Origin of the sequence: Vibrio sp. 10N.261.55.F4, assembly GCF_041470465.1 — a bacterium.
Classification (GTDB): Bacteria; Pseudomonadota; Gammaproteobacteria; order Enterobacterales; family Vibrionaceae; genus Vibrio; species Vibrio crassostreae_C.
In genome coordinates this window covers 29,468-43,416 of the sequence record NZ_JBFRMM010000043.1, presented here as the reverse complement: position 1 = coordinate 43,416, position 13,949 = coordinate 29,468, and the positions used below count along the sequence as shown (strand labels likewise).

Here is a 13,949-nt window from a genome sequence, read left to right as displayed (position 1 = left end):
ATTAGCGCTAATACCATCCCGACTAAAGTTGCACAGATCCCTTGACTTATCCTTGCTACATTCTAAATCGTAACATTACGTTAACACGCTATTTTACAAAACGGTTTCACAAAAACAGTTTCTACGAAAACGGAATAAAGGAGAAGGCAATGGCGTTCGAATCTACGGAACATGCTCAAGCCTACTGGAAGGAAAACTTGGGAATTATGGGAACACTGCTCGCGGTCTGGTTTGCGGTGTCTTACGGCGCTGGCATCTTATTTGTGGATGCCCTCAATACCGTTCAGTTTGGCGGGTTCAAGCTAGGATTTTGGTTCGCTCAGCAAGGTTCGATATACACCTTCGTGGCGCTGATATTTATTTACGTTGTCCGCATGAATGCGCTCGACAAAAAATACAACGTACAGGAAGACTAGAGGCTAGAACATGGATATTCAAACTTGGACGTTTATTCTCGTCGGTATTACTTTCGCGGTATATATCGGCATCGCAATCTGGGCTCGTGCAGGGTCTACTAGTGAGTTCTACGTTGCTGGCGGTGGTGTACACCCAGTAGCAAACGGCATGGCGACCGCCGCTGACTGGATGTCGGCAGCATCATTCATCTCAATGGCAGGTATCATCTCATTCGTTGGTTACGACGGTGCGGTTTACCTAATGGGTTGGACTGGTGGTTATGTACTACTTGCGCTATGTTTAGCACCTTACCTACGTAAGTTCGGTCAGTTTACGGTTCCTGATTTCATCGGTGAGCGTTACTACTCGAAAACGGCACGTATGGTAGCGGTATTCTGTGCAATCTTCGTATCGTTTACGTACGTTGCAGGCCAGATGCGTGGTGTGGGCGTTGTATTCTCTCGTTTCCTAGAAGTTGATATTAACCTAGGCATCATCATTGGTATGGGTATTGTGTTCTTCTACGCAGTACTAGGTGGCATGAAAGGCATCACTTATACGCAGGTAGCTCAATTCTGTGTCCTCATTTTCGCCTTCCTTGTTCCAGCAATCTTTACCTCAATCATGATGACAGGTAACCCACTTCCACAAGTTGGTATGGGCTCTACGCTATCAGGCACAGATGTTTACCTTCTTGATAAACTGGATGGACTGACCGAAGAACTCGGATTTACCGCCTATACCGAAGGTAACAAGAGCATGGTAGATGTATTCTTCATCTGTGCGGCTCTAATGGTCGGTACTGCGGGTCTTCCACACGTAATCATTCGTTTCTTCACGGTACCAAAAGTACGTGATGCTCGTATCTCAGCGGGTTGGGCACTACTGTTCATCTCATTGCTATACACAACAGCACCAGGCGTTGCAGCATTCGCTCGTGTAAACATGATCGAAACAATCAACGGCCCTGACATGCAAGGTGTCGCTGCAGCGGACGCACCAAGCTGGTACAAAAACTGGGAAAGCACTGGCCTAGTAGGTTGGGAAGATAAGAACGGCGATGGCAAAATGTTCTACTCGGGCGATGAGCGCAACGAGATGAAGATTAACCGTGACATCATCGTACTGGCTTCTCCAGAGCTAGCGAAACTACCAAACTGGGTTGTAGCACTGCTTGCAGCCGGTGGCCTAGCAGCCGCACTATCAACAGCCGCGGGTCTACTATTGGTCATCTCAACGTCGATTTCACATGACTTGTTGAAGAAAGGCTTCAGACCAAACATGACCGACAAGCAGGAGCTGTTAGCCGCTCGTCTGGCAGCCATGGTCGCGATTGTCGGTGCCGGTTACTTAGGTATTAACCCACCAGGCTTTGTAGCACAGGTAGTAGCGTTTGCCTTCGGCTTAGCCGCAGCATCCTTCTTCCCAGCGATTATCCTAGGTATCTTCTACAAGAAGATGAACAAGGAAGGCGCAATTGCAGGTATGTTGTCAGGTATTGCCTTCACAGCAAGCTACATCATCTACTTCAAGTTCATTAACCCAGCAGCAAGCACACCTGAAAACTGGTGGTTTGGTATCAGCCCAGAAGGCATCGGTACGCTAGGTATGTGTCTAAACTTCGTAGTATCGATTGCTGTAAACAAAGTAACTGCTGAAGTACCACAAGATGTACAAGATATGGTTGAGAACATCCGTTACCCGAAAGGTGCAGGTGAAGCTCACGACCACTAAGCACGACCATTAAACAAAGATGTTTAGCAAAAAATGAATCAGTACTTACATTGTAGGGATTAGGTACTGACTCCAGAAAGCCGATACTTCGTGTATCGGCTTTTTCTTTTTCTGCTCACTTTATAAAAAGATAAACAAAGGGTTGTTTTTAAAATTTTATTTGATAATAATTATCATTAACATCCAATAAAGAGATGCAGATGATGATGAAAGAGCAGCAGGTTCTCTATTCGAGATTTTACAAAGCACAGGATCGCTTTGCTTCATTAGAACAAGTTCAAGGCCATGAGCCGTTTGTAATTCGAGAGTATATCGAGTGTGCACTGACGCTTTCGGCTTACTATGAAAAGCATGCCGCTCAAGAAAACATCTTGTTGTGCGAGCTGTATCTACGCCAAGTTTTCTTTCATTTGATTGAAGCGATTGAGTCTCCTCAGCGCAGTTTCGCCTTTCGTCATATCTGCCTAGACTCTATTCACTCACCACTATTTTATTTGAAGCGCCACTACTGCCAGCAACCTCAAGGCCAAGCGCGTTTTTTGAATCTCAGCCAAACACTAAAACAAGTCCAAGCCCCACTTGGCTAACAAGGATAGAACATGACCCTACAATTTCGGATTGAAAAAGACAGCATGGGCGAAGTGAAAGTCCCTGCCGATGCGCTATACCAAGCACAAACTCAGCGTGCAGCGGATAACTTCGCGTTTAGCTCTCACAAGATGCCGACCAGTTTTATTCAAGCACTGGCGTTAATTAAACAGGCAGCGGCAGATACCAATGCTCAGTTAGGTCTACTGGAAGGTGATATTGCCAACGCGATAGCCGAAGCCAGCCAAGAGATCATTGAGGGTAAACACCTCGATCAATTCCCTATCGATGTCTACCAAACCGGTTCAGGTACCAGTTCCAACATGAATGCCAATGAAGTGATTGCTACGCTTGCCTCAAGAAGCTTGCAAGGCGACGTGAACCCCAATGATCACGTCAACATGGGCCAAAGCAGTAACGATGTGGTGCCAACCGCAATTCAAGTGAGCGTTGCTTTGATGGCTGAAAATAAGCTATTACCTGCATTAACTCACCTTTCTGAAGCACTCACCATCAAACAACAGGAACTTGCGGAGGTCGTGAAGACCGGCCGCACTCATCTAATGGATGCGATGCCAATGACCTTTGCTCAAGAGCTAGGTGGTTGGAAATTTCAGATAGAACACGCTAAGCAAGCAATAGAGAACACCCTGCCCGCTATCAAGGCTTTAGCACAAGGTGGTACTGCGGTTGGAACAGGGATCAATGCTGACCCACGCTTTGCCGATAAGTTTGCGAGTAACCTGTCTCAATCGACAAAGATCAGTTTTAGCTCGAGTGAAAACTTCTTTTTTAGCCTCAGCAGTCAAGACGCGATCGTTGCGCTGTCAGGTCAGCTCAAAACGGCAGCAGTTGCGATCATGAAGATCTCAAACGATCTTCGCTGGATGAACTCTGGGCCGTTGGCTGGCTTAGGGGAAATTGAATTACAGGCTCTACAACCAGGCTCATCGATCATGCCTGGCAAGGTAAATCCTGTGATTCCAGAAGCTGCAGCTATGGCGGCGGCGCAAGTCATTGGCAACGACACCACCATTACCGTAGCCGGACAATCAGGTAACTTCCAACTTAATGTGATGCTGCCAGTGATTGCTCATAACGTGTTGGAAAGTATTGAGTTATTGGCAAACAGCTCAGTCGCTTTAGCGGACAAAGCCATCGCGACCTTCACGGTACGCCAAGACAATCTCGATTTGGCACTGTCAAAGAACCCAATCCTAGTGACCGCACTTAACCCTGTGATTGGCTACTTGAAGGCGGCTGATATTGCCAAGAAAGCTTACAAAGAAGGCTTACCAATTCTGGATGTCGCAGAAAGAGAAACCGATCTTAGCCGAGAAGAGCTCAGTAAACTGCTTGATCCAACCACACTGACACAAGGTGGCATTGCTGGTTAGTTATTGAATTAACAAGCGAATCGGCGTTCGCAAAAAAAACAGAGACAAAAAAGGCCTCATCTGAGGCCTTTTCACTATCCGCTCACGAACGTACTAATCCGAGCCTGTTAACCCAAACTAGCTCACTCGATTCAAGACCGCTCTTAACTTAAGTGGCTTCACTGGCTTGGCAATAAAGCGAAAGCTGTTGGCCTTTATCGCTGCCAACATGTCATCGGTTCTATCGGCACTAATGATGACCCCTTCAAAAGAGTCTCCGAGGCGCAAGCGACACTGCTGCAGGACTTCGAGACCCGTTCTGCCATTATCTAAACGGTAATCAGAGAAAATCACATCAGGTAGCCAACCCTCATCTAGGCACTGCAAGCTTTCGACCAAATCAACCGCCGTCTTAACCTCACAGCCCCAACGTCCGATCAGGTTTTCCATACCGACTAAGATTTCTCGTTCATTATCGACACACAATATCTTGAGATGTTCGATGTCGCTGGTCGCCATTGGCGTCGAAGCTTGCACAACTGGAGCCACTTTTTCCGCTCTAGCTAAACTGATGGAAAAGACACTGCCTTGCCCCGGCCATGAGCGCATCGAAATTTGATGGCCAAGCACATGAGCAATACCTTTCGAGATTGCTAACCCTAACCCCAATCCTTGATCGGCTCGTACTTGGCTGCCACGAGTAAACTCTTCAAAGATTTCTTGTTGCTTGTCTTCATCGATACCGGTTCCATTATCCCACACATCAATTCGAACCTGTCCATTGACTCTTCTCGCACCCAGTACCACTTTCCCTTCCGGGTTGTAGCGGAACGCATTGGTCAAAAAGTTCTGAATCACACGCCTCAACAGCTTAGGGTCTGAATGAATGAACAATGACGACGGAATCATCTTAAACTCAATTTTCTGTTGTCTCGCTAGAGCGCTAAATTCCGCGTTCAAATTGGTTAATACGTCATGCACGGCAATCGCGTGAATGTTGGTTTCTAACTTTCCGGACTCCAATCGAGAGATATCTAGCAAGTCACCAATCAAATCTTCTGCGGCGCCAAGTGCACTCTCGATGTGAGATGACAATTGCTTCACCTCTTGCTCTTTTGCCACCTCAGACAGTGACGAAGCAAATAGACGTGCGGCATTGAGCGGCTGCATCAAATCGTGGCTTACCGCGGCTAGAAAACGACTCTTAGATTGTGATTCTTGATCCGAAATCTGCGTGGCTTTTACCAAGCGATGATTCAGTTTTTCGAGCTCTTGAGTTCGCTCATGCACTCTCGATTCCAAGCTTTCATTGGCATCTTTTAGCGCTTGCTCTGCTTGTCGGAATACCGTGATGTCGGTAAAGCTCATCACAAAACCACCACTTGGCATTGGGTTACCTTGCACCTCAATCACTCGGCCATCAGGACGAATACGAGAAGAGGTGTGTCGAGTGCCTTGCTCAAGGTGATAAACACGGCGGCGAACGTGATCTTCCGGGTCACCTGGGCCACACAACCCTTGCTCGGCATTATGACGAATCACGTCTGAAATGGGTCGCCCAACCTGAATCAAACCCGCAGGGAATTCAAACAATTCTAGGTAACGCTGATTCCATGCAACCAGCCTCATTTGTTTGTCGATTACTGCGATGCCTTGGCCAATATGTTCAATCGCGCCTTGCAGTAAACCGCGACTGAAGTCGTACAGCTCCGAGGCTTCATCAACGATGGTCGCGACTTCTTCAAGCTGCATGTTTCTTCCCTGCAAAGCAGAAGTAAGTACTAACTTAGCAGATGAAGCACCGAATACACCGGCGAGCACGCGCTCTGCGTGTCGAATCAGACTCGCAGGCGCTTGTTGATTAGGAAGCAGCGGCTGCCCGTGTTGTTGCCAATAGCTGTGTAAAGCACTTTTCGCACGCTTACGGCCCACAAAACGCGACGCCAGCATCTCTAATTCAGCGACCGTCACTCGGTTCTGGTAAAGGCTGATATTCTCGTTTTCAGGCAGCGGCGTGCCAACAAATGCTGCTGATTGTAAGCGCTCACTTAGGCTTGGGCGAGTCGTCATCGAAACCACGGCATAGCACAAGGTATTAAGTACAATACTCAGCACAATGCCCCAGTTTGAACTGCTGATATTCCAGCTACTGAGCAGTTCTGGCGGCGTGATAATCCACAGTAAAAGGTTACTTTCACTGTCGCCAGCCAACATGCTGGTTTGGCTCATCAAGGTAATCAGCCAAATCAACGAGCCCACCATTAAGCCGACATACACGCCCTTGCGGTTACCCGGGCGCCAGTACAAACCACCAATAAGTGCTGGCGCGAATTGAGCAATCGCAGCAAAGGAAAGAAAGCCAATCGCTGACAGTGAATGGATGGTATCGAGCGCCTGATAAAACAGCCAAGCACCCAGTAACAGCAGTAAAATTAGCCCGCGGCGAATCACCAATAGCAGGCCAGAAAAGTGTCGATGGGTTCTTTGAGTTAGGCGCATACGGCGCAGTAACAATGGCATCACTAAATCATTCGACACCATGATCGCCAAGGCGATGGTCGACACTATCACCATGCCACTTGCCGCAGACGTACCACCAAGGAAAGCCAGCAAGGCAATGTGATTAGCGCCTTCTGACATTGGCACACTGATCACATAGGTATCCGCTGGCATACCAGTAAGTAGTCCTTGTCCTGCCCAAGCAATTGGCAGCACGAACAGTCCCATCAAAATCAGGTAAAGCGGAAACAACCAACGAGCGGTATGCAGGTCTTGAGGACGTTCGTTCTCTACCACCATGGTATGGAACTGGCGTGGCAGACAGACAATCGCCAACATGGTCAAAACGGTATGAATAATTAAGGTCGGAATATTGGGTGATTCGTAGGTGGAAGCCGCCACATCAAGCAAGTCGATCTTGTCGCTGCTCATCGCCAGATACATGATGAATAGGCCAACGATCAGGAATGCCGCGAGCTTAACGATGGATTCAAACGCCACCGCCATCATCATGCCACGGTGATGCTCTGTGTTATCAATGTGTCTTGTACCAAACAGCATGGTGAAAATAGCCAAAGCACCGACCACAAACCAAGACACATGATAGTCCTGATAACCGAAGTCAGCCGCTAGGTTGGGTGCAACAATATCCAACCCCATGGTAATACCACGCAGTTGCAGAGCAATATAAGGAAGGATACCAACCACGGCGATAACCGTCACCGCCACCGCTAAGCCCTGAGATTTTCCATAACGAGCCGCGATAAAGTCGGCAATGGAGGTGATATGTTCCCGCTTCGCAATCAGGATCAGCCGCGCCAAGATCCGCCAGCCTAGTGTAAAGACTAGAATCGGGGCGAGGTAAATGGGTAAAAAAGACCAAGGGTTGTTACTCGCCTGCCCGACCGTTCCATAGAAGGTCCAAGAGGTACAATACACGGCAATCGAAAGGCTATAGATCCACGGGCGCCAACGCGATAGCCAACGAACCTGCCTGTCTCCATACCAAGCGATCAGAAATAACACGCCCAAGTAGGCTAAAGAGACTGGAATTACTATCCATCCTTGCATTGAAAACCCTTTTTTCATCCATAAAAAAACCTCTCCATAAGGGAGAGGTTTCATTTAACTAAGGATGGGTGATTAACTCAATCGCATCGCTTAAATTCTGTGCTTTAGACTCTAATTATCAGCATTTGCTGTGAGATTCTGACTGTTCCGAATCTGATTGATTAATCTCAACCACTGAACTTCTTTCATCCAACTTAATGAACAGAGCAAGTGCACCCATTGCAGCCATGCCCCAGAAGATATTTGCGCCCCAAAGCTCATAACCCCAACCACTTAAGGTGGTCATCAGTGCAATAAAGGCACCTAATGGAATCGCGTTATACAGGGCTTGTAGCGCAACCATCTTGTTTTGTTCTTCAGATTGGATGTATTGAATCGCGGCGATGTGTGCCATGGCAAATGTCACACCGTGCAGCAACTGCACCATCACCAGTGCAAAAATCGCCGTGGTTGATGCGGTTATACCCCAACGCGCCATCACCCCAATAGCCGCGACGACAAACAAAGTACGCAGTGACCAGCCTGAGAATAATCGCTTACTCAGAGCAAATACGGCCACTTCAGCAACAACACCTAAACTCCACAAATAACCGATGATAGCTTCTGAGTGACCCGCTTCTTTCCAATAAATCGCACTAAAACTGTAGTAAGCCGCATGACTACCTTGCAGCAGCGCCATCAAGGCTAAAAACTTTACCACTGACGACTCACGCAGCAGTTCACCTAGTTTTGGTCGCGCCGCTTGTTGCTCAGATTGTGTTACTGGCATCACATTGGGGTTTCTCATCGCAAGAATCAATGACAGCAACACACCGGCAAGCGCAGTATACAAAATCATGTCAGTGCCGAATTGTGCCACCAAATAGCCAACAACCGTTGAACCTGCGATAAAGGCAATTGATCCCCAAAGACGAGTTCGGCCGTAGTCGAGCATTTTCAAACGACTGTAATGGTTAGCCATCGCATCAGAAAGAGGAATGATCGGCCCACAACAGAGGTTAAACAGTACCGTTGCCAACAACATCAGTATAAAGCTGCCACCGGTGAAGAAGTGGAAACCGACAAACAGCAGCGCAGCGAAACTCAAACAGCGTAGCGCTGGCATCAAGTGTTCCACTTTATGGATACGCGGCGTAATCACTAAGTTGGCCACACAACGAGTCGCAAAGCCGATACCAATCAATACGCCAATATCACCAGCAGACACGCCTTGGTCTTCAAACCACAACGCCCAAAATGGCAAATACACGCCATACGCAAAAAAGAAACCAAGAAAATACTGAGAGATCCAGCCATAGGGTGAAGGGCTAAACATAAATGACCTATAAAGTGTGCGGAAAAAGGCAGCACCAATTATGCCTATCTCGCATACGATGAAAAAGGGAATTATTACTGGGATAGTATTCCCATATTCAATGGGTCTGGATATCGCATTTCAACAAGAGATTTCACGCTCATCAATACTCATACTCGCATTTAGACTAAAGTCGTCTGGAGCTTCGCTGGTATTTTGTCAGACTGATTAAAGACTCCCATTTCTTCTTGTGATGCTTATGCCTGACAAATTTAATATGCAGCACCCGCCCTTCGATAGCCTGTCCGACGCCGAACAGTTGAAGCTTCGCTCTTCATTAGACGTGGTGTATTACCGCTCTCAAGAAGTGATACTGGAAGCTGAAAGGCCGAGCCGACACCTGCATATTTTGATCAAAGGAGCTGTTGAAGAGCGCGCGAGCAGTGATGGTGAGATTTACGCACACTATGCCAATGACGATATTTTTGATGTCCGCAGCCAGTTTGAACCCCACACCAAACACCAATATATCGCACTCGAAGATACATTAAGTTATCTGCTGCCCACCGATATTTTTCTTGAGCTTTACCACGCCAATGGCCAATTCGCTGCCTACTTTGATAGCAACCTATCAACACGAAAAGCTTTGATAGAAGCCGCCCAGCAGCAACAGAATCTTGCCGAGTTTATATTAACCAAAGTGGATGACTCTATCTATCACCCACCACTGATACTTGAACCAAACCAACCGATCAACCAAGTCACTCAAACCCTTAAAGAACAAGGGTTAGACTCGGCCCTAGTCCATTTGGAACATAATGATCCAAAAGCTTTTGGATCATCATGTTCCTTGTCGTATGGAATCGTCACTCGAACCAATTTATTGCATGCTGTGATGCTCGATAATTTCACACTGGATGCGCCTGTCGGTGAGATCGCAACGTTTCCGGTGATGCACGTGAACCAAGGCGATTTCTTATTTAACGCCATGATTACCATGACCAGAAATCGAGTAAAAAGGTTGATGGTTTGTGATGGTAAAAATGCGGTCGGCATGGTGGATATGACACAGATTCTCAGTGCATTCTCCACACACTCCCACGTTCTTACTTTGCGTATTGCGCGCGCCACCAGCGTTGAAGAATTGGCAATGGCATCCAACAAACAACGTCAACTGGTCGAGAGCTTGCTCAGTAATGGGATTCGCACACGCTTTATCATGGAGCTGATTTCTGCGGTCAACGAACAGATCATAGAGAAGGCTTTTGAGTTGGTGATCCCACCTGCACTGCATAATCATTGCTGCCTAATCGTATTGGGTTCTGAGGGGCGTGGAGAGCAAATTCTCAAAACCGATCAAGACAACGCTCTGATTATTCAAGATGGTTTGGAATGGCATCAATGCCAAAGTGCCATGAACGACCTCACCCATACCCTTCAACAATTGGGTTACCCACTGTGCCCGGGCAACGTAATGGTCAACAATCCGAAATGGGTGCATTCAGAACAAGAGTGGAAACAAACCCTCACCCATTGGGTAAAAAAAGCCACGCCAGACACCGTGATGGATATCGCGATCATGGCAGATGCACACGCAGTAGCGGGGAATAGAGAGTTATTAAAACCTGTAAAGCAGCACCTCAGTGATTTAATGCTCGGACAAGAATTGATTCTGACGGAGTTCTGCCGCCCGGCGCTGAACTTCTCAGTTCCCCTGACCCTGTTTGGTAATGTGAAGCAATCTAAGTCCGGACTCGATATCAAACAAGGCGGTATTTTCCCTATCGTGCATGGTGTGAGAGCGCTTTGCCTAGAACATGGTGTCACGGTCAACAACACCTTCGAACGCATTGAGCAGCTGGTCAGCAAGAAAGTATTAGAGCAAAGTACTGCCGATAATCTCAGTGAAGCACTCAAGCAATTCTTTAAGTGGCGCTTAGCCCAAAGGCTTTCTCAGCAGCACAGCAGCAACAAGATTAACGTCAAACTGATGGAGCGAGCAGACAGGGATCTGCTTCGTCATAGCCTACATGTGGTGAAGAAATTCAAGCAATGGCTCGGTTACCACTATCAGATAAGAGATTAGGCGGCTGAACGATGAATAGATTGGTTCGTTATTACTGGCATCACAAGCTCAAAGGCTCTCCTTATCAGCCTCTGTTTGCTACGCCTACGCTTAATGAATATGTATCGCTCGATTGTGAAACCACCAGCCTCGACCCTAATCAAGCGGAATTAGTCACTATTGCCGCGACAAAGATCATCGGTAACCGAATCATTACCAGCCAACCTTTTGAAGTTCGACTCAGAGCACCTCAGTCACTCGATTGTAATTCCATCAAAATCCACCGCATTCGCCATCAAGATCTAAAGCACGGTATAGAAGAGAAACAAGCCCTAATTGAGCTACTGAACTTCATCGGAAATCGTCCTTTAGTCGGCTATCACATCCGCTATGATAAAAAGATTCTCGACCGTGCCTGTTTAAAACAGCTTGGATTTCCACTGCCTAACCGATTAGTCGAAGTGAGCCAGCTCTACCAAGATAAACTCGAAAGACAGCTGCCCAATGCCTATTTTGATCTCAGTATGGACGCCATCTGTCGCCAACTCGATTTACCTATCCCGGTCAATAAACATGATGCATTACAAGACGCTATCTCCGCTGCGCTGATCTTTGTGCGCCTGAAACATGGTGACCTTCCCCGTTTCAACTCTTCTTATTCTTAATTCAACCACTGGCGCTTCACATAGAGAGCAACATCTCAAAATTGAACTTAACTCGCTATTTTGTAAGTGAAAAGCAGCGTCTCATCCTAAAGTCTAATTGTGGAAATCGCCGTCCTAGCCGAGAGTGATAACACAAAGACGGTTCTGTAATAGACCTAGAAACTGAACACAAAGGAAGTTGCCAGTTCATTAGGAATGTAGGCACAAGGAGAGATGCAATGAGTGAAGCCCACGTTTATCCGGTAAAAGAAAATATTAAATCAACCACACACGCGGATAATGACACTTACCTAGCCATGTACCAGCAATCTGTTTCTGACCCTGAAGGCTTTTGGGGTGAACACGGAAAAATCGTTGATTGGATCAAACCTTTCACACAAGTAAAAAACACCTCTTTCGACCCTGGCCACATTGATATTCGCTGGTTTGAAGATGGCACGCTTAACGTTTCGGCTAACTGTATCGACCGCCACCTTGCTGAGCGCGGTGATGAAGTCGCTATCATCTGGGAAGGCGATGACCCGGCAGATGATAAAACTCTAACTTTTAATGAACTGCATAAAGAAGTGTGCCTGTTTTCGAATGCTCTAAAAGAGCAAGGCGTGCGCAAAGGTGATGTGGTTTGTTTATACATGCCAATGGTGCCAGAAGCGGCAGTAGCCATGCTGGCGTGTACCCGTATCGGTGCGGTTCACACAGTCGTATTTGGTGGTTTCTCACCAGAAGCACTGTCTGGTCGTATTATCGATTCAAATTCTAAAGTCGTTATCACTGCCGATGAAGGCGTGCGTGGCGGCCGTGCTGTTCCACTGAAAAAGAATGTCGATGAAGCACTGACGAACCCTGAAGTGAAAAACATCGAGAAGGTTGTTGTATTCAAACGCACTGGCGGTGATGTGGCATGGCACGAACATCGCGATGTGTGGTGGCACGATGCTATTGCTAATGTATCTGCAGATTGCCCACCAGAAGAGATGAACGCAGAAGATCCACTATTCATCCTTTATACGTCAGGCTCAACAGGTAAACCTAAAGGCGTTATGCACACCACAGGTGGCTACCTTGTTTATGCTGCGATGACCTTCAAATACGTATTCGATTACCAAGAAGGCGAGACTTTCTGGTGTACAGCCGATGTGGGTTGGATTACCGGTCACACATATCTTGTTTACGGACCGCTTGCTAATGGCGCAAAAACGATTCTGTTTGAAGGCGTGCCAAATTACCCGAACACCAGCCGCATGAGCGAAGTGGTCGATAAGCACCAAGTTAATATTCTTTATACGGCGCCAACGGCTATTCGTGCATTGATGGCGAAAGGCAATGAAGCCGTTGAAGGTACTTCTCGTGACAGCCTAAGAATCATGGGCTCAGTGGGTGAACCTATCAACCCAGAGGCGTGGGAGTGGTACTACAAAACAATCGGTAATGAGCAATCTCCAATTGTTGATACATGGTGGCAAACAGAAACGGGCGGTATCTTGATTGCACCGCTACCAGGCGCAACAGACCTGAAACCGGGCTCTGCAACTCGTCCATTCTTCGGTGTGCAACCGGCACTGGTTGATAACATGGGTAACATCATTGAGGGTGCAACAGACGGCAACCTAGTGATTCTTGACTCTTGGCCAGGCCAAATGCGTACCGTTCATGGCGATCATGACCGCTTCGAACAGACTTACTTCTCGACCTTTAAAGGCATGTACTTCACCAGTGACGGCGCTCGTCGTGATGAAGACGGTTACTACTGGATTACGGGGCGTGTCGATGATGTACTTAACGTATCAGGTCACCGTATGGGTACTGCTGAGATTGAATCGGCTCTAGTCGCGTTCGATAAGATTGCAGAAGCCGCGATTGTGGGCATCCCTCATGATATTAAAGGCCAAGCGATTTACGCTTACATCACGCTGAATGATGGTGAGTTCCCAACCGCAGAGCTTCATAAAGAAGTAAAAGACTGGGTACGTAAAGAGATTGGCCCAATTGCAACGCCAGATGTACTGCACTGGACCGACTCTCTACCAAAAACTCGTTCGGGTAAAATCATGCGTCGTATCCTGCGTAAAATCGCGACTGGCGATACAGGTAACCTAGGTGATACCTCGACACTGGCCGACCCAAGTGTGGTTGATAAGCTGATTGCCGAGAAAGCAGAACTGGCATAAGCAACCAGTCACAGCAGCTAATCACTGTTTAAAACAGCACTTTCTAAACCGTCACCTATGTGGCGGTTTTTTTATGGCTGATCTTGATCTCAA

General features: G+C 47.3%; 9 protein-coding genes. 7 read left to right on the top strand and 2 right to left on the bottom strand.

Translation table 11 applies throughout. From position 1 onward, the window contains the following. Positions 1 to 149 precede the first annotated feature (149 nt). The 4 genes from AB4249_RS19740 to AB4249_RS19725 all read left to right on the top strand — a co-directional run bounded on the left by AB4249_RS19740 (position 150) and on the right by AB4249_RS19725 (position 4,115). The gene (locus tag AB4249_RS19740) at positions 150 to 416 is read left to right on the top strand and encodes a DUF4212 domain-containing protein (RefSeq protein ID WP_010435433.1); all 267 of its coding nucleotides are present in this window, start codon (positions 150 to 152) and stop codon (positions 414 to 416) included. 10 nt (positions 417 to 426) lie between these two features. Further along, positions 427 to 2,130: a sodium:solute symporter family protein gene (locus AB4249_RS19735; RefSeq protein ID WP_017062715.1), complete on the top strand. Its 1,704-nt coding sequence runs from the start codon at positions 427 to 429 to the stop codon at positions 2,128 to 2,130. A gap of 200 nt (positions 2,131 to 2,330) precedes the next feature. Then, the gene (locus AB4249_RS19730; RefSeq protein ID WP_017068852.1) at positions 2,331 to 2,717 is read left to right on the top strand and encodes a hypothetical protein; all 387 of its coding nucleotides are present in this window, start codon (positions 2,331 to 2,333) and stop codon (positions 2,715 to 2,717) included. Positions 2,718 to 2,729: 12 nt separating this feature from the next. Then, a complete protein-coding gene (locus AB4249_RS19725; RefSeq protein WP_017062713.1) occupies positions 2,730 to 4,115 on the top strand; it encodes a lyase family protein in 1,386 nt (461 codons plus the stop codon). Between the two features lie 117 nt (positions 4,116 to 4,232). Here AB4249_RS19725 and AB4249_RS19720 read toward each other — a convergent pair whose 3' ends face one another. Beyond that, the gene (locus AB4249_RS19720; protein ID WP_372104507.1) at positions 4,233 to 7,664 is read right to left on the bottom strand and encodes a PAS-domain containing protein; all 3,432 of its coding nucleotides are present in this window, start codon (positions 7,662 to 7,664) and stop codon (positions 4,233 to 4,235) included. A gap of 118 nt (positions 7,665 to 7,782) precedes the next feature. Beyond that, the gene (locus AB4249_RS19715) at positions 7,783 to 8,979 is read right to left on the bottom strand and encodes a 3-phenylpropionate MFS transporter (RefSeq protein ID WP_017062710.1); all 1,197 of its coding nucleotides are present in this window, start codon (positions 8,977 to 8,979) and stop codon (positions 7,783 to 7,785) included. A 232-nt stretch (positions 8,980 to 9,211) separates the two neighbouring features. Between AB4249_RS19715 and AB4249_RS19710 the strand changes: the two genes are divergently transcribed. The 3 genes from AB4249_RS19710 (at position 9,212) to acs (ending at position 13,856) form a co-directional block, all read left to right on the top strand. Continuing rightward, positions 9,212 to 11,044 carry a DUF294 nucleotidyltransferase-like domain-containing protein gene (locus AB4249_RS19710; RefSeq protein ID WP_102429028.1) on the top strand — a complete coding sequence of 611 codons (1,833 nt, stop codon included), beginning with the start codon at positions 9,212 to 9,214 and terminating at the stop codon, positions 11,042 to 11,044. Positions 11,045 to 11,055: 11 nt separating this feature from the next. After that, entirely contained in the window at positions 11,056 to 11,688 is a 633-nt protein-coding gene (locus tag AB4249_RS19705) for a 3'-5' exonuclease (RefSeq protein WP_372104504.1), read from the top strand. A gap of 218 nt (positions 11,689 to 11,906) precedes the next feature. Then, the gene (gene acs / locus AB4249_RS19700) at positions 11,907 to 13,856 is read left to right on the top strand and encodes an acetate--CoA ligase (protein ID WP_009844693.1); all 1,950 of its coding nucleotides are present in this window, start codon (positions 11,907 to 11,909) and stop codon (positions 13,854 to 13,856) included. Positions 13,857 to 13,949 lie beyond the last annotated feature (93 nt).